Origin of the sequence: Kineothrix sp. IPX-CK, assembly GCF_039134705.1 — a bacterium.
Taxonomy (GTDB): Bacteria; Bacillota; Clostridia; order Lachnospirales; family Lachnospiraceae; genus Kineothrix; species Kineothrix sedimenti.
Genome location: NZ_CP146256.1, coordinates 646,013 through 664,685 on the forward strand (window position 1 = coordinate 646,013; position 18,673 = coordinate 664,685).

Genomic DNA, 18,673 nt, shown 5'->3' on the forward strand with positions numbered 1-18,673 from the left:
AATGGGAGAGAGTAATATTTCATTTGCCAGCAATGTTAACATTATCACATCTGATCCTGGTAAAATGAAGAGTGGTGATCAGCAGTTCTTTTCGAAGATTTCTGATTTTTATGCATTGTGTAAGTTGCGTGAAATAAATGGGGGAACCTTAAACTCAAGAATGTATGTATTCAAATCTTGGCAGAAAGAGATTTTGTGCGGAGAGTATGGATTTTCTGTAAGAAGGACAGATGATAAAATACAAGCACATAATCAAGAGATGGAAAAGTCTTATGGATATTCTGACTACGACGAAGAACAATTGTTTCCACTGATAGACGAGATGTATCTTAATTACAATGGCTCGGTGTGGCAGACAAAATCTGATAGGTTTTGGTGGGATAAGGGGAAAGGACTGTTTGACTATTCAGGAAATGCTGGAATAAGTTTGTGGAAACCGGTGAATCAACAAGTAGGTAATGTACCTGTTAGTGGAGGGGGAACTTTATTTACTTCATATATAAGTCAAGAAGTTGAGAGGATTCAGCAAGCAGAGGGGATGTTTGTCCCTGTCTCAGAAGCGGATTTATCAGAATTAGATGAAAAAGATCCGTACTATTATATCTATCACAAAACAGCCGGAGTTAGTGATGTTGAAACAGTCGATATCAAAAACCGAGAAGCAGATTTATATCTTCAAAAGTATACGTTATATAGTGCTTTTGAGGAAGTTGAGCAGGATGTGATTATTCGTGCAGGTGTACAGGAAAACATTTTTGTTGATGCGGGTCCCGGAACAGGCAAGACATATACGCTGATGAATAAATTGGAGTATATGATAGATGAGTTGGAAGTAGAACCTGAGTCTATAATGGTTCTCTGTTTTACAAATGCAGCAGTAGCTGAAATAAAAAAGAGGAAAAATGATGCAATAACTGCCGGAATAAGCAGAGGAATAAGAAATGTTGATGTGAGAACGTTTCATTCGTTTGCATGGTGGTTAATTAATGTATATAACACCGAGATGCAAGATGAACCGGGATGGCAAGAAATTGATATGAGGTCATTAAGTTATGACGGAAGTATTATTCGAGCAACTCAGATTATACATAAATATCCGGACATTATATTAGGTGGATGGCAACATTTTATTGTTGATGAAATTCAGGATTTGACAGATGTAAGGGCAAGATTAGTATTAGAAATTATTCGTGGATGTATAGAAGTTGGATGCGGAGTGACGGTGCTGGGAGATTCATGCCAAGCAATATATGATTATAATCAGCAAGAGGTATCTGTTCCAATGACATCTACGAAGTTTTATAAGATGTTATTTGAACTGCTGTATAAAAAAGCATCTATGTACAAACTGGGCATAAATCATAGACAAACATCTGAACTGATATGTATGACGCAAGGGCTTAGAGAAGCGATTCTTAATGAAAAGATACCTGAAATGAAATCTGAAGTAAAAAAAATGTTTGATAGCATGGGACAGTTCAGTGGAAGAAATATATCTGATAATATTGGGGAAAGCTTTTTGGAGGGACTTGCCGGGGATGGTAAAGTGTGTTTGCTTTGCAGAAATAATGGTCAAGTTCTTAGATTATCATCTCAACTTAGAAAAAGAGGCGTTTCGCATATTGTTAATGCATATGACCATGATAAATGTTTTGCATCATGGGTAGGTGCGGTTTTCTTTGATTTTGGAAAGCAACAAATATCAAGAAATGAGTTTATCGAACGGTATAATATCAGAACTTTTGATGTATTTACAAATGCAGAAGAGGTATGGGACAGATTAGCAACATTATTGCGTAAACGAGATAATCTTCTTTTGGGAGTAGAAGAGATTATTGCAGCGATATATTCGTCACAAGCCGATGATCCTGTATTTCATAACTATTCAGAATCAAAGATTATAGTATCAAATATTCATAGAGCAAAGGGACGAGAATATAACAGTGTAATTGTTGATCAAAACTTTGTTAAAGGGCTTATGGGTACTAAGAAAACAGATATCGGAGAATTTAAAACCTTATATGTTGCAGTAACCAGACCTAAAATTGGTTTATATACAGCACATTTAATAAATAGCGATATCAGAATTTGGCAAATTTTTAAGACAGGAAGTAAGAGATGGGTTAAATTTGTTGATAAAGTGCTTAAGTATATGGAAGTTCGAAGTTCAGATATAGATAAGACTTCTTTTCTTGAAATCGGTACTGATATCCAGAAATACATAATTAATAATATCAAAACAGGAGATGAAATTATTCTTCGTAAAAGTAAGGCGAATGAGATTCTTAGATACAGTATTTATCACGTTAATTCCGGCCGAGAACAGAGAATTGGTGATTTGAATTCATTGTTTTTGAATGATTTGGAGGCCATGATTGAAACTGATGATAGCTGTCAATGGCCTAAAGAGATAAGAGAATTATATGTAACAGATGTGTTTACTCATTTGCTACCGGATAATACCGGAAGAATTCTATGGAATTGGGTTGATTTTTGTGGAATTGGTCACCTTATATATGATGTTTATTAGGAGGAAGACATGGGTTTTACTGAATATTATGATGCCAGAAATATTATTACTGAAATAATATCAAAGGATTTATTGGGACCGGTTGAAGAAAATGAAGTGATTTGCGGCGATCGTCCATTGGATTATTACATTTTAGGAAAACTATATCCTATTGATACACAAGCGGATATTTTGCTTGGAATGTCATCCGAAGACTGTGGAGAATTAGATGAAGAAAATACAATCTCTCTATGTAATGGAAAGAATCCATCATCATTTGGGGTGTCAGTTGCAATAAAGAAAGAAAAAAATATTTTTTGTGTAAGAGGTAGAGCAGCGCGCTATGAAAAGAAAGATTTTTCTGAAATAAAGGAAGAATTAGCGCTGGAAGAAACAGAAAAGAATCTGAAGCAGGATTACTGGAAAAGAGAAGTACTGCCATACATTGAGGAAAATGTAAATGTCGATAAGTTAGAAATAGGTAAAGCGTTAAAAATTCTTGTTACCGATGGATTGGAAATAAGAGTGTTGCTTCATCGAATTATGAAAGACGGTGCACGCATTGTTACAGTTACTATGACAAACACAAATCAAAGTAATGGGGATTTCAGACAGGAGTCAGCGTATTCGTTTTTTCAACCAGAAATTGAAATATACGAAAATGAGCCGAATACTTTGGCAGAGTTAGCGTACAAAATAGGTATGACAACTGATGAGGAAATAAATGAGCTTAACATGTTATACCATGAAGTCAAAAACTATGCATCAGGACATGGGTGCGCTGTTGAAGTAAATGAAGTTGATGGGTTAAAACATGTATATTCCAGATTTTTGCCGGAATATGAAGTAAAGCAAATGAAGCCATCCACAAATTTCAGTGGAAAAATTCTTTCGATGAAGTATTTGTCAGAAGCTTCTGTTAATGAAATAAAGAGCGGTCTTATGTCGCTTGTAAATGAATATGAAAAATGGATAGATGAACAGGAACAGAAGATTACTTCTTTACAAAAAGAATTTCATCTTTCAGCAAAAACGAACTTAGAAAAGTGTAGAAAGACATGTAAACGCATTAAAAAATCGATAGATTTTATGGCGGATGAGAAAGTATATAGAGCTTTTTCGCTCGCTAACAGAGCGATGTTTGAGCAACGAAAAGCGATGTTAGTAAGAAGCGGAAAGTACGAATCTGATGATAGCATATGTTGGTATCCGTTTCAGTTAGCTTTCTTTGTTCAAGAAATATGTTCTTTTGCGGATCCGACAGGGGAAGAGCGAAAGGATGTAGATTTACTTTGGTTTCCAACCGGTGGTGGAAAAACAGAAGCATATTTAGGGATTGCTGCTTTTGTCATTTTTTTGAGACGTTTACGAAAAGGTGCTGACGGTGATGGGGTGACGGTACTTATGCGTTATACAATGCGCCTACTTACATTTCAGCAGTTTGAAAGAGCATCTTCGTTAATATGTGCTTGTGAATCAATCAGGAAGAAGGAGCATATTGCCGGAGGAGAGATTGGTATAGGCTTATGGGCAGGTCAGGCGCTGACTCCTAATAAGATAGAAGACGCAGAAAAAATATTAAAAGGAGGGGAACCGGGAGATTTTGGATATGAGATTGGTAATCCGGTTCAGATTAGCAGATGCCCTCATTGCGGAGCTCCTATTACAGCTGAGAACTACTCATGCAATAAGCAAGAAAGCCGTATGCTTATTAAATGCTCCTCTGAGAAGTGTGAATTTAAAAACGGTCTTCCAATCTATCTGATTGATGAGGAAATATATAAATACACTCCTACATATATCGTTGCTACAATTGACAAGTTTGCACAGGTCGCATTAAAAGAAGAATGTGGTAGTTTGTTTGGATTAACAAAGAAGTATCCACCGGAATTGATTATTCAGGACGAATTACATTTGATATCAGGACCGCTAGGAACCATTACGGGACTATATGAGGCTGCGATCAGCAAACTATGTAATCGAGAAGACGTAGGTGTAAAGGTCATAGCTTCTACTGCAACAATACGAAATGCCAAAGAACAAATACTTGGATTATATGCAGCAGGATATACACAATTTCCGCCACAAGGGATAAATATTAATAATTCATTTTTTGCAGAATTGTCTCAGGCAGATGAAAAACCTGCAAGAAAATATTTGGGGTGTATGGGAATTGGCACCAGTCCGACAACTATGATGATTCGAGTAATGGCATCGTTGCTTTTTGCAACAAGGTATCTGAGCGAGCAAGAAGAGTATTCAGAACAGGTAATTGATGCGTATTGGACTTTGACATCATACTTCAATACTCTTCGAGAACTGGGCGGTGCAATCATTAGGGTAGTAGATGACATTCAAGACAGATTTGTTTATCTGCAGAATTCTAAGTTTGATAAATTATATCCGATGACTGCAAAAAATCAAAGATACACAAAATATAAAGAACTTACAAGTCGAGAGAAGAGTGAGGATATTGGAAAGGTAGTACAGGAAGAACTGCCAATTCCTTTCAAGAGAGATAATTCGACACATCCTTATGATTTTGTGTTGTCATCAAATATGATTTCGGTCGGCGTTGATGTAGGTAGATTAGGGTGCATGGTTGTAGTGGGGCAGCCCAAAACTACAGCTGAATATATTCAGGCGACCAGCCGTGTGGGAAGAGAAAATCCGGGATTGGTTATAGCAACATATAATCAGGCGAAGTCCAGAGACCGTTCACATTATGAAACATTTACTCAGTATCATGCCTCATTCTATAAATTCGTAGAAGCAACAAGTATAACTCCTTTTGCAGACAGAGCAAGGGATAGAGCATTGCAAACCATGTATGTAATTCTTTGCAGATATACGGTACCGGGACTGTTTAAGGATAAAGATGCTATTAATTACTCAAGAAGTATGCCGGGAGTAAGTGCAGTACGAGACTATATTTTTGACTATGTAAAAAGAGTGGATCCTGATGAACTTGATAACGTTAAAAGAGAAATAGATGATATTGAGGAAGAATGGGAAAACCGATGTGCACATCAGGAAAAATTTGTGTATAAGAGAGGAAAGTTCACCAAGGAGAGTGAATGTTTGTTTGATGCTGATTATGAAGAAGATAGCAGATTTAGAGTGCTAAATACCATGAGAAGTGTTGAAACCAGCGTCCTGGTTACTACAAAGGAGTGATAATATGCCGCCTAGAATAAAAAGACAGAATGTATCTGATTATATAAAAAAAGCAGGGGAAATAAGAAGATCTCAGACCGTGTCAACATACGGCAGTGGTGCACTTGTTGATTTTCCACGACTTTCCGGAATAATGGCAGGAATTGATTATTGGAAGGTTACGGATGGAAGGCTTCCCGATGACGCTCAATTCCAGGAAAGAAATTTGCAAAAAATGCTGGGAAAAGATTTCTTTGTTCAGGTATCAACTGATGAACATGCAGAGAAAAAGTTTTCTATCCCGGTGTACAGATTTCCAAGTTACTACTATTGTCCGGAATGTCATGAATTAGATTACTATTTTAAAATACGCAAACCTGAAAGTAATAATACAGAATACAATAAGCCATTGTATTGCAGTAAATGTAAGACTTCGGATGGTAAACCGATAGCATTGATTCCATCTCGATTTGTAGTTGCATGTCCTAACGGACATATTGACGAATTTCCATATAGTTGGTGGGTACATAGAGGAACAGACAAGCAATGTGATGGTTCTCAGCTTTTCCTTGAGTATAAAGGAAATACTGGAGGATTGGACAGTATTGTAATTCGATGTAAGTGTGGTGCTACAAAATCAATGGCAGGTTGTATGGATAAAAATGCACTTATTTCTTATAAGTGTAAAGGGTATATGCCTTGGCTTGGTTTTAATGAAGAAGGTAAACCATGGTATAGGGAACCACAAAATTGTAATGCAACAATGCGAACCATGCAACGCAGCGCAAATAATGTGTATTATCCGGTAACACAAAGTGCCCTTACTATTCCGCCATGGAGCTCAAAAATACAGAAAACGCTGCAACGATATGATGATATACTGTTAGCTATTTTTGAATTGGATGATGAAGGACTAATAGAAAAAATGCTTATAAAGCATTATGAACAAAAGAAGGATGTATATCGGTGCGGATATGAGCAGTTTAAAAAAGAAGCATTGCTGAAGTATAGAGATAAAGATACGAGAGAGATAACAGAGGAAGTATTAAGGCTGGACGAATATGCCGCTTTTTGCGATAAAGATAGAAATGAAGAGAATGATTTCTTCAGAACAAAGAGCAGTGAAGTTCCTGAGGAAATTCAAGAATATATCGAAGCAATAAAGATTGTAAGCAGATTACGAGAGGTTAAAGTGTTAAAGGGCTTTAGAAGAATTGAACCTACTCACGAACCTGATCCCAAAATAAGAGCAGAAAAAGGAATATTCGATAGGGACTTTACGCCGATTTCTAAGCAAGACTATAATTGGCTTCCTGCTATTCAGATGTTTGGAGAGGGCATATTTATTCAATTTAAAGAAAGTGCTGTAGAAGCGTGGGAGAAACAATATGGTGAACGTTATAAGTTGTTGGCTGCGCGGAACCAAAATTCATGGATAGGAAATAATATGTTTGATGAAAATCGTCCCAGGTACATCTTATTACATACCATAGCACATTTATTGATTAGACAGTTTACTGCGCAATGCGGTTATGAGTCGGCATCTTTACGAGAAAAGATATATTCGACATTTTGTGATTCCGATGAAAAGATGTGTGGAATTCTCATTTATACATCGGCAACAGATAGTGACGGAAGTTTAGGAGGATTGGCACGAGAAGGCGAAGGTTATAGATTAACCAATACCATCTTTTCAATGCTTGAAAATGCAACTTGGTGTTCAAATGATCCTATATGTGTTGATTCCAGAGGACAGGGATTTAAGAGTTTAAATTTTGCTGCGTGTCATGCTTGCGGATTACTTCCTGAAACAAGTTGCGAATCGGCAAATTGTTTATTAGACAGAGCGGCAGTGGTAGGAACACCGGAAAACAGAGAAATGGGATTTTTCTCAAAATTATTATAGAGGTGACAAAATGGCAAAAATGATACCATCCTTTATTGAAAGAAATGATCCAAGGAGAACGGGAGAATACATGGTCTATGATTGGTTGTCGAAGGAAGATATTCCTGGAGTTGTGTTTTATTCACATCCACAGAACAATCATGAAAAGAAGACGATGAGTGAAGTGGATTTTCTGTACATATGCGCTAATGGTATTTTGTGTATAGAAGTAAAGGGTGGTGTTATTCAAAAAAAAGAAACCAAATGGAAGAGCATCAATAAAAAGGGACAGGAATTTGATATACAGGATCCTTTTTGGCAATCTCACGGATGTATGAAAGCAATTGCTTCAACATTAGAAGGTACATATGGAAAGAAATCTATAGAGAGTAGATTTTGTGTGGGATGCGCGGTAGTATTCCCTGAATGTATAGCTGAATGCGAAGGTGATAGTGTAATTAAAGATGTGATGTTTGATGGAAGAAATGAGGTTTCTTTATTTGGGGACTTTTTGCTGAAAAGTCTTCGATATTGGTCTGATGATTTATATAAAAAACAGAGTAAAAGAACAATTTCTATGAATGCAGAACAGATTGAACAGATAGTTACATTGTTTGAGGCTGATTTCTGCGCAGTACAATCTATGAAATTACAAATTGACACATCATATAATGAAATGCTGAGATTAACAGAAGAGCAATATGATGTTTTAAGCAGTATAGATGATAATGCCAGAGCTTTTGTATATGGTGCTGCCGGAACCGGAAAGAGTTTGTTGGCGGTTGAAAAATTAAAAACCACTATGTGTAAGAATAGGCAAGTTGCCTACATATGTTTTAACAATAATATGGCATCATATGTCAAAGAGAATGTCAAAGTGGTTGAAGGTTCTTACATCGGAACATACCATGCTCTATTGGGAGAGTATATAGCTAATAGTCATGAACTGGAACTAGAAGAGTTGAATGAAGTCTTCATTGAACAAAAAGTGGTACCTAAAAGGATATTTGATTTAATAATAGTTGATGAAGCTCAAGATATTCTTTCTGAAAGTACAATGCGCTGTCTGGATTCATTTGTTAAGCAGGGATTAAATTCGGGGGAATGGATATTTTTTGCAGATCCTAATCAGGATATATTCCTAAAAGGGAATTATTTCTCAGATACGGTAAAAGCAATAAAAGAAAAGTATAATCCTTGTATGCTCAGACTGTTAAAAAACTGCAGAAATACAGCACAGATAGCTCGTCGTAATTCAATGTTGACAAGTATTCCACCGTCAAAGTATATGCAATTAACAGGACCCGAAGTGAGAGCAATAGAGTTTGATACAAAAGCTGATTTTGTGGAGAAGCTTGATAAAGAAATAAGAAGTCTTATGGCAGGAGGAACCTATATTAAGGATATTATCATTCTCTCACCGAAAAAATTTGAAAACTCAATGCTTTCGGAAACAAGGACATTAGCTGATACAGAACTTGTAGAAGTAAGAAGTTTTAAAGGCTTAAAGAAAACTCAATTAAATTATATGACGGTTCAGTCCTTCAAGGGTTTGGAACGAAAAATTGTATTCTATGTCGACATTGATGGGTTTGAGAGTATGAATAACAGGAGAATAAATTATGTTGCAATGTCTCGTGCACAAATTATGCTGTATTATTTTTATCCGAAATCAATGAAGGGTGAGTATGAAAGTAGAATACTAGAAGGGATGGAAGTATTATCCCAATAGACTTGCTGTGAATGGAAAAAGAACAGACGACATCAATTGTAAGAAGTATCTTTTCAGAAATGCTTTTTTTGAAAGGAAAATCAACAATAAGACATGCTTCTTTGTATGAGAAGCAGAATGAAAGGCACATAAGTTTGAAGCTACAAATTCGTTTTAAGGAAAGAGATTGGCTTATGAGGCGGAAAAATATGTCAGATTTCAATGTTTTGAAAGAATATTACATAAGATATCTAAAGCAGGTGCGGGGCAACTCGGATAGTTCGGTAAATCATTATATTGGGGCTTTGCAGACAATATCCAAGTTCCTTGTTGAAAGAGGGAAGCTTGTAAGCACAATATATGAAATTGACAATATCGGAGAATTGGAGATTATAAGGGAGTATCTATATCAACAACCTGATTTCGTGGAAAAGAATGAACGTGGGCGAAGGATGTATAGTGCAGGGTTGAATAATTACATTCGATTTGCAGAAGGAATAGAATTCGAAGAATCTGGAGAAAGAGTCAGGATTCTTGATTTTGCAGTTCCTGTTGGAGAAAATGTAAATATTCAAACAACAGGGTGGCGAAGAAACGGAATAATTAAAAAACAGGCAATTGAAATCGCTCAATATAAGTGTGAAGTAGATTCAGGTCATGTTACCTTTATCGCTGCGGCAACAATGAAACCATATATGGAAGGGCATCATGCTGTACCAATGAAAGCACAGGGTATGTTTAATGTTAGTCTGGATGTATATGCAAACATTGTCTGCTTGTGCCCAATCTGCCATCGGTTGCTTCATTATGGAGAACTGTCACAAAAGAAAGAAGCATTGGAACAAATCTATATTGCCAGAGATGACAGATTACAAAACAGTGGTATTAGACTTAACAAAGATCAATTCTTAAGTATTGCAGAGTAGATATTTCTAATTAAGAACTAATTTAAATTGCAATAAAATAGGAAATAAATTTTCCACTTATCTATTTTATATAGTCAGGTGTTTACATGCGTTATATTTAAAGAAATGCTTGAAAAACTCATGATTTAGGGCTTGACATTATAGGAAGGAGGGCTATTTATGTCAGAAAAGGCAATAGTCCACAAAGTACCCGAAAAAGTCAAACGGCAGAGTATAGAAACTCTAAAAGTACGCAAGGAAACAATGGAATATCTACGTCAAAATGGCTTTAAGACCATTGGTGATATAGTAAAAAGACAAGATGAAATTCCAAGCGAATTTAGAGGAAATATTTATGCTTATATTATGTTTGGAATATAAATTGTTGTAAATAATGTTAATGAAATGATGGAATGGGTATGAGAGGGATATTTGTTGATTCGGAGGAGGGTGCTTACATGCGGTGGTCTGATTACTACGAAAAAATAAATGACTGGGCGGTAAGCACCGCTGTAAATAAGATATCATCCCTTGAGGATATGGGTGCACCGGATGAGATTGTCGATGCACTCAATATTATCGCCTTTGAGGATGAAAAAGGAGCGACGAGGCTCCTGAACAGAGCTGTACAGTACGGTGTAAAGTTCTCCGGAGAAAACCTTGCGGAAATCGCTGGGCTGTGTGCAGAGGATAGTTTTAAGAAAGCATTGTATCAATCTGCGGAAGCGTTTACTGCGCAGGATTTAGAAGACTTGTACTGTTGTGTCGATGATGAGCTTATCGTCGAATTAGCGAAGCGATATAAGATATCTGCTCCGGCGGATATTGCAGAAGAGTATGAGGAAGAGCTATGTCCGGATGCTGGTACGCCGATTTCATGGAGCAGATTTTACGATGCTTTTTATGATTGGAAGCCGGAATATGCCAAGGCACGCCTGCAATCCGTAACGGACTTTGGCAGTGGTGATGAAGTGCTGGAAGTAGTGCAGGAATTATTCTGGGATGATGAATATGAAGCTAGCAGACTGATTATGAGGGCATTGGATGCCGGTGTTAGATTTAAAGATGAAAACATAGTGGAGCTTACATCACATTGTAATGAGGATACCATAAAGCAGGTGGTCTTTTTGTCAAGGTTATTGTTGACAGAAGAATCGTTAGAGGAGTTGTACGGAAATGTCAGCGATGACATTATTATTGAAGTGGCAAAGGAGCAGAATCTCCGATTGCCGGAGGATTTAAGAGAAGAAGAGGAAGAACCGGGAGATATCAGTTATGAGGTCCATGCGGCTATAGATGCTGCGGATTATGCGTTGGAATGTCTGGCATATGCACAGCAGGCAATGAATGATAGTGGTTCGGCAAGCGTTTTGGACATGCTTACGACTGGATTTTTAACTTCTTTCTTAAAGCAGGCAACATTATCTGAGGCAGATGCAGAGGTTCGACAGGCGCAGATGGCTTTGAATGACTTGAATGCAGAATTGCGTGAGCTGTCGAAGAATAAGACGGTGCAGCTTAAGTATGCACGACTGGCGACTGCAATTGATTTGTGGTTTGATGATGGATTTTTGGATGCATTGACGCATCTACAGATAAATAAGGCACAGAAGAGGATAAGCAAGGCAATTACACAGGTGAAGAATATTAAGCGTGAGCTGAGGAAACTGCTATAGAGTAGTGTGAGTAAAGGAGAAAAGTGTGAATAAGGATAATGTTATGACAGTCGCAGAGATTGCAGTTAAGACTGCAACAAGTATGGTTCCGTTTGGGGGTACGCTTTTGTCGTGTATAATTGACGAAGTAAAATCAAAGGCGATGCAAAAACGACAAGATGAATGGATGGAAGTTATAGAGGAAAAATTGCATCAATGTGTAATAGATATTGACACTATTGGAGAGAACGAAAGTTTTACTACTGCTATAATTAAGGCTACTGAAATAGCCGCTAAGACAGCAGAACGTGAAAAGAGAGAATATTTAGCAAATGCAGTTCTTAATTCGATTGAATTTAATTCAGAAGAAAGTATCCTGATGATTTATATGGAGTTGTTGGAACGATACACGGTTTGGCATCTGAAAATACTTACACATTTTTATAATCCGGAAATGGGAATTGGTAGGAGCAATGAGTCTATGGGAAGTGCGGAGGGACCGCTATATAGACGATATCCCTATATGAAGGAACGAACTGATTTGGTAGATAAAATTGTAACTGATTTGCAAAATGAAGGGATGTTGACAAGCGGAAATTACATGCACTCTTCTATGATCAGTAACGGAATATATGCCAAACGAACAACAAAGCTGGGTGATGATTTTTTGAATTTTATATTAGTGTTGCGCCCCTCTCAGCTTGACTTGATACAGATTTGATTGCCTGTCACGGAATTAACCGATATACTGTCACCAAAGAATAATAGAAAGAAAGAGATCCTGGAATCTCTTCTTTGGCGAGTCGGGCATTCCAGGATCCATGATGGTATCACTACCATGGTTATCATATCAAAGTATCGGTTAGAGTGTAAAGAGGATATTTTTTGTAATCAGTGAAGAAGATGCCATCTGTCCTGAGTGTGGGTGCCCTCTATGCAGGAGGGACAGGAAGCTACGGGTTCATAAAGAAGCCGGTGGCAGGAAAAACTGGTTTGCTATTAACCGCCTGAAATGTACCAACGAAAAATGCAGAAGACTTCATAATGAGCTTCCGGACTGTATGGTTCCGTACAAGCATTATGGTTCCGGAATCATAGAGGATGTAGTGGATGATGTACTTGGACCGGATGATCCGGGAACAGAGGATTATCCATGTGAAGCAACCATGAATCACTGGAAATGGTGGTTAAGCCATAATGAAGCAAATATCAATGGACAGATGAAATCGATGCTGCATCATCTCCTGGATTTGGATATCGGGTTCCTGAAATCCAGAGAGTCTTTGCTGAAGGAACTTAGGGAACGGATAAGCCCAGGGTGGCTCTCAGTAGTGACCCGGTTTATATATAACTCCGGAGGACGGATAGAACCGAATCCGGAGAGGTAGGATTTATGCACCTACTTTTGTGTGCTGTCACTTTCGCTTTGTAATAAGGTTATCCCAAAAGGAGGTAACGCTTATGCAGAGCAGGGAAGTAAAGAAATGGCAGGATGAGGAAGCACTGAAACGCTATCAGATGATAGCACCGCTTCTGGATGAGGAGCTGGATGAAGCGAAAAAACGGCAGCTTCGGGAAGAGATAGCAGAAAAATACGGGATTTCCAAGAGAAGCCTGTACCGGTATGAAGCAAAGTACCGGGAGGATGCGTTCACAGGACTGCGTCCGATGAACCGTGAAAAGAGAAGAAGCCAGGCACTGCCGGAGAACTACGATGAAATCGTAGGGGAAGCAATCCAGTTAAAACGTGAGGTGCCAAAACGAAGTGTCCGCCAGATCATAAAGATACTGGAGACAGAAGGCTATGCAGCGCCGGGAGTCATCAAAGCGTCAACACTGCAGAGGTATCTGTATAACGCAGGAATGGGTGTCAAGCAGATGAAACGCTACGCGGAAAAGCGGGAAACCACATCAAGGCGGTTCTGCAGACCGCACCGGATGGAACTGTTGCAGGGAGATATCAAGTATGGACCGGATATCCGCCTGAGAGACGGAACGCTGGTTAAGACCTACCTTTCTTCGCTGATTGATGACCATTCGAGGTTTATAGTGCAGTCAGAGTTCTATGATAACCAACGGCAGGAAGTGGTGGAAGACACCTTCCATAAGGCAATCTTAAAGTATGGAAAGTGTGATGCCTGTTATCTTGATAATGGAACACAGTACACCTCAAACCAGCTTCATACGGCTCTTGCAAGGATGGGAATCCGGGTGCTTCATGCGAAACCAAGGGCTTGTCAGTCCAAGGGCAAGGTGGAAAAATTTCACCAGAAGGTAGACCAGTTCATTGCAGAGATACGGATAGCACAGGTGCATTCTTTAGAGGAGTTAAACCAGAAATGGAAATATTTTCTGGAGCAGGACTACCAGAAAGAAGCCCATGACGGGATAAAGGAGTATTATGACTCCCACGGAGTAAAGGTGCCTTCGGAAGGGATATCGCCCTTACAGGAGTTTACAAGGGATACCAGGGGGCTGGTGTTTCTGGATACGACAGTAGTAAGTGAAGCATTTCTCCATCATGAAAGCAGAAAACTGGATAACGCAGGATGTTTTTCTTTTGGGGACATCAAATACGAGGCCAGTGTAGCACTGGCAAATGCAGAGGTGGAAATCGCATATGACCCGATGAATACGGAAACAATAAAAGTGTTGTACCGGGATATGGAGCCAGTCATGGCACATCGTGTAAGAATCGAAGCGTTTTGTGACAGGAAGCTGGTGTTACCGGTTGGAATGACAGACAGGGTGCCGGAGACATCAAGGTTTCTGGATGCACTGGAAAAGAAATATAAAGAGGATCATCAGCTGATGGCGAATGCCCTTTCCTTTGGTGATTATGGAAAGGCAGGCGGTCAGAATGTATGAAGCATACTTTGAGATGATGAACACTCCTTTTTCCAGAGATGTACCAACGGACAGGCTGTATGTATCACCGCAGATAGAGGATGCAATCGGAAGACTGACCTATGCAGCAGACAGACAGCTGTTTGCAGTGGTTACGGCAGACCCGGGGTGTGGGAAATCCACACTGATCCGGATGTTTGAAGGAAGGCTTCCAAAGGATAAGTACATGCTTTTGTATCTGTCAGATTCAAAGCTGACACCAAGATGGCTGTATGCAGGTCATCAGATGGGACTGGAATCGCATTTTTACAGAGGAGATTCCAAGAGGCAGCTTCAGAAGGAGATTGAGAATGTCAGAAGTGTGCAGAAAAAACGGGTAGTATGTGTGCTGGATGAGGCACATCTGCTTGGAAAAGAAACACTGGAGGAATTCCGGTTCCTGCTGAACTACCGGTTTGATTCTGCCAGCCCGATGAGCCTGATTTTGGTGGGACAGACGGAACTGTGGGATCAGAAGTTAAGATTGCAGAGCTACGCCGCAATCCGCCAGAGAATCGATATGAATATCGTGTTAAATCGTCTGGATAGGGCAGAAACAGGGAAATATATCGCAGTACATATGGCATACGCAGGGGTGAAACAGGATGTGTTTACCAGTGGAGCCGAGGATGCAATCTTCAAGGTATCTGCGGGGATTCCGAGAATGATCAACCGAATCAGTGAGAAGACACTGATGTATGCATACCAGCAACAGAAACGGCTGATAGACGAACACATGGTAAGGTTTGTTGCCGACCACGAGATGGTAGGTGGAATAGAGTAAAACCGGGGCGAAAGCCCCGGAAACAGTGACAGAAAGAGGAACGAGTTTGTGACAGTGAGTGAGAGCAAAACTGTGACAGCTCATGAGATTTTTAACATGACTACTATTTTGACTCTTTTTTTCTGAATAGGGGTGTGATAATATTATCATAGACAAATGAGACATGAAACGCGAGAGCGGTCAGGCATTTGTTTCTCTTTTGCAAAAGAATATGGATCAAGAATGAAGCGTCAGCTCATTACCGGATCGGTGATGGGTATGGCGCTTTTTTGATGCCAAAATCAGGTGACGACCTGAATAATAAAATCAGGAGGAAATTGCATGGCATATGAATATGACCATGACTGTCCGTTTGAAGCCTTCATCACCAATCTTGGAAAATACAACGAGGGTGAGTTGGTCGGCGAATGGGTGAAGTTTCCCACCACATCAGAAGAACTGCAAAAAGTATTTGAACGAATTGGAATCGGCTCAAAAGATGATTTCGGTAATCCTTATGAAGAATGGTTCATTAGTGATTATGACTGTTATGTTGATGGGCTGTATGAAAAGCTGGGAGAATATGAAAACCTGGATGAACTCAATTATCTGGCTTCCAAGCTCGATGAGCTGGATGATCATGATTATAACCATTTTCAGGCGGCAATGCAGATCAGTGATTATACAGGCAGCATTAAAGATGTGATCAATCTTATTGATAACCTGGATAAGTATGAAATTTATCCGGGAGTAGAAAGCAATGCTGATCTGGGACATTACTATATCGAAGAACTCGGTATGATGGAAGTTCCGGATTATCTTGCTGATTACATTGATTATGAGGCCTACGGCAGAGATGTGGCCATTAACGAAATGGGACAGTTTACAGATTATGGATATGTGAGAGATACACAGGAATCTTTTACAGAATATTACGATGGAGACCGTGAGAACATCCCAGATGAATACAGGGTTATGGATTTTATGGTTTCTGATGAGAAAGAGAGGAAAACTATGAATTACGAAACATTTAAGCAGGAATTTGCAGAGGATATCAAAGAAAAGCTCTATGAGAGAGACTATGATGATGTAAGGATCAGCTTCAATAATGTGGAGAAGACAAATCAGAATTATGAAGCTATGTCGGTTGTTCCGGAAGGCAACAATGTGGGTGTCAATTTCAATATTGAGAATGCCTTTGCAAGCTATGAGCACACGGATGATTATGCCGGAGTGCTTGCCAGTGCAACAATGGTCATTGCTGTAATCTGACCGCCAGCTACAGTAGCATGGGTGGCCTGAGAACCGAAGTACTGGGTGTCCTCTCCGAGGAGAGTAATCAGCTCTTCCGCAGAATACTGAACATCCTGTTTCTCGGGATCGCTGTTGTCAGTGAAGACAAAATCCGAAGAAAGAGGAAAGAGCATTATCTGATAAATTATTAAGAGCTGGAAACCGCTATTGAACCGACTATAAAAATATGATATGTTCAAAGGAATTTATATGGAAAGGTCGAACAGATGGAAAAAATATATTCCCAAATTGTCCGTATCATATCGATCATTATTATAGGATATCTGTTTTTGCAAGGACTTTTTACGATTTGTAATATGCAGAGGGTAACTGAGCAAGTATATTACATGAAAAATAATCCCTGGCGTCAGATTTTATGCATCGGTATTACAGGATTGCTGTGCTATATTGCCGGAAAATGCAGAATAAAACAATTTCTGGATCGCTATGGACAATATGTTTTTTATGCCTGCATTACCGGAATGACCATTTTTCTGCTATGGTGGGTCAGCCAGACAGGATTTTGGTTCTTTGGTGATTCAGAAAAGATTTATATGTGTGCCGGGGCTTTTCTCGGAGGGGATACCACTCCATGGGAACCCGGTGGATATGCTTATATGTGGCCGCATCAGAACGGCATGATATTACTGGTGGCTTTTTTGCTGCGGTTTGTGGATACGGTGCAAAGCTTTTACGTGATGTACGTGATTCTCATATTTTTCTATGTAGTAACCATTGTAGGGCTGTATCGATCTGCTGTCTGCTGTTTGGAAAAAATGCATTTACAGCAGTACAGGGAATGATTTTGTCCACCTATCTGCCCTATGCATTTTTAGTCAATAATATTTATGGAGATCATATCGGATACGCATTTGCCGTAGTAGCTGTCTGGATGGCGTTTCTCTACCGACAATCCGGAAAGATGCATTATTCTTTATTTTGCGGCATCAATATGGCCCTGGCCGTAATATTTAAACAAAATTGTCTCATTGTTTTTGTGGGAATCGTGGTTTTTTATTTCATGCACCTTATTACAGATCGTACTCCGGGAAAACAGGAGAAACTGAAAATGACAGGAAATCTGATAGTGGTTACAGTGCTGACTTTTACAATAAGCAGTATCCCTACAGCTTATATCAGTTCCCATTTACAGGTAGAACCTGGTGCCGGTAACACTAAATGGGCGCATATTGCCATGGGACTGCAGGACACAGAAAGTGCGCCCGGATGGTATAATACTTACAATGAAGCAACTTTTGTGGAAAACAATTATGACACCCATGCTACAGCGAAAGTCAGTCAGGATAACATCAAGGAATCGCTGCGGCATTTTGCGGCGGATCCGGAATATGCCTGGTCTTTTTTTAACAGAAAATGGGCAATTTTGTGGAACAATCCTACTTTTGAATGTTTCACTTTGCAGAGTAATAAAGTCTCGAATGTAGAACTGTCACCACTTGTGAAATCCACCATATTTGATGGCGGCAAGATCAATATTCTATTGATCGCATTCTTTGATGTGTGCCAGTCGGTGTATTTGTTTGGTATTCTCATGTACCTGATTACAGAAAAAAAAGCAGGTATTGGAGAATTACTGCCATTTCTGTTAATGATCGGAGCCTTTGTGTTTTGGACATTTTGGGAGACAAAATGCAGATATGTATTACCGTATTTTCTGTTTATTATGCCTTATAGCGTCATAGGATATTGTAATTTGCTCAGACAATGGAAATGTAAAATTGTAAGGGCCTCGCTTGGGGTTATTGTAGCATTGATCCTATTGATGAACGTAAGCGGTTTTTCCATCATGAATGAAAGCATGAAAATTAATAATGATACAGAAGAATATTATGAATATATTCATGAATATAATAAGAATTTTATGAATTTCCGATATTAAACAAACGCCT

The 18,673-nt window shown here is 39.0% G+C and carries 15 protein-coding genes; 14 read left to right on the plus strand and 1 reads right to left on the minus strand.

Annotated features, from left to right (window positions below; all coding sequences use genetic code 11):
• Position 1: 1 nt before the first annotated feature.
• The 12 genes from V6984_RS02990 (at position 2) to V6984_RS03045 (ending at position 16,742) form a co-directional block, all read left to right on the plus strand.
• Positions 2-2,530, plus strand: a complete 2,529-nt coding sequence (locus V6984_RS02990; protein ID WP_342758329.1) for a UvrD-helicase domain-containing protein — start codon at positions 2-4, stop codon at positions 2,528-2,530.
• A 9-nt stretch (positions 2,531-2,539) separates the two neighbouring features.
• Positions 2,540-5,686, plus strand: a complete 3,147-nt coding sequence (locus V6984_RS02995; RefSeq protein WP_342758330.1) for a helicase-related protein — start codon at positions 2,540-2,542, stop codon at positions 5,684-5,686.
• Between the two features lie 4 nt (positions 5,687-5,690).
• Positions 5,691-7,571 (plus strand): DUF1998 domain-containing protein, encoded by a 1,881-nt coding sequence (locus tag V6984_RS03000; RefSeq protein WP_342758331.1) that lies wholly within the window; start codon positions 5,691-5,693, stop codon positions 7,569-7,571.
• A gap of 10 nt (positions 7,572-7,581) precedes the next feature.
• Entirely contained in the window at positions 7,582-9,282 is a 1,701-nt protein-coding gene (locus tag V6984_RS03005) for a nuclease-related domain-containing DEAD/DEAH box helicase (RefSeq protein ID WP_342758332.1), read from the plus strand.
• Between the two features lie 11 nt (positions 9,283-9,293).
• Complete coding sequence (locus V6984_RS03010; protein ID WP_342758333.1) at positions 9,294-10,187, plus strand: HNH endonuclease signature motif containing protein; 894 nt, start codon at positions 9,294-9,296, stop codon at positions 10,185-10,187.
• A gap of 159 nt (positions 10,188-10,346) precedes the next feature.
• The gene (locus V6984_RS03015; protein ID WP_342758334.1) at positions 10,347-10,547 is read left to right on the plus strand and encodes a hypothetical protein; all 201 of its coding nucleotides are present in this window, start codon (positions 10,347-10,349) and stop codon (positions 10,545-10,547) included.
• A gap of 77 nt (positions 10,548-10,624) precedes the next feature.
• Positions 10,625-11,842: a hypothetical protein gene (locus tag V6984_RS03020; RefSeq protein ID WP_342758335.1), complete on the plus strand. Its 1,218-nt coding sequence runs from the start codon at positions 10,625-10,627 to the stop codon at positions 11,840-11,842.
• Positions 11,843-11,867: 25 nt separating this feature from the next.
• Positions 11,868-12,542, plus strand: a complete 675-nt coding sequence (locus V6984_RS03025; RefSeq protein WP_342758336.1) for a hypothetical protein — start codon at positions 11,868-11,870, stop codon at positions 12,540-12,542.
• A 187-nt stretch (positions 12,543-12,729) separates the two neighbouring features.
• Positions 12,730-13,209, plus strand: a complete 480-nt coding sequence (locus tag V6984_RS03030) for a DUF6431 domain-containing protein (protein ID WP_342759932.1) — start codon at positions 12,730-12,732, stop codon at positions 13,207-13,209.
• 73 nt (positions 13,210-13,282) lie between these two features.
• Positions 13,283-14,689, plus strand: coding sequence for a DDE-type integrase/transposase/recombinase (locus V6984_RS03035; protein ID WP_342758337.1), 1,407 nt, complete (start codon positions 13,283-13,285; stop codon positions 14,687-14,689).
• Complete coding sequence (locus V6984_RS03040) at positions 14,661-15,491, plus strand: ExeA family protein (RefSeq protein WP_342758338.1); 831 nt, start codon at positions 14,661-14,663, stop codon at positions 15,489-15,491. The genes V6984_RS03035 and V6984_RS03040 overlap by 29 nt, the downstream gene beginning before the upstream one ends.
• 321 nt (positions 15,492-15,812) lie before the next feature.
• The gene (locus V6984_RS03045; RefSeq protein ID WP_342758339.1) at positions 15,813-16,742 is read left to right on the plus strand and encodes a DUF5688 family protein; all 930 of its coding nucleotides are present in this window, start codon (positions 15,813-15,815) and stop codon (positions 16,740-16,742) included.
• On the opposite strand, the gene V6984_RS03050 is transcribed toward V6984_RS03045, so the two are convergent.
• Entirely contained in the window at positions 16,694-16,897 is a 204-nt protein-coding gene (locus V6984_RS03050) for a hypothetical protein (protein ID WP_342758340.1), read from the minus strand. The genes V6984_RS03045 and V6984_RS03050 overlap by 49 nt on opposite strands.
• Before the next feature lie 93 nt (positions 16,898-16,990).
• Here V6984_RS03050 and V6984_RS03055 point away from each other — a divergent pair, with 93 nt between their 5' ends.
• A complete protein-coding gene (locus tag V6984_RS03055) occupies positions 16,991-17,566 on the plus strand; it encodes a hypothetical protein (RefSeq protein ID WP_342758341.1) in 576 nt (191 codons plus the stop codon).
• Positions 17,563-18,663 (plus strand): hypothetical protein, encoded by a 1,101-nt coding sequence (locus tag V6984_RS03060; RefSeq protein WP_342758342.1) that lies wholly within the window; start codon positions 17,563-17,565, stop codon positions 18,661-18,663. Before V6984_RS03055 ends, V6984_RS03060 begins: the two co-directional genes overlap by 4 nt.
• Positions 18,664-18,673: the final 10 nt, after the last annotated feature.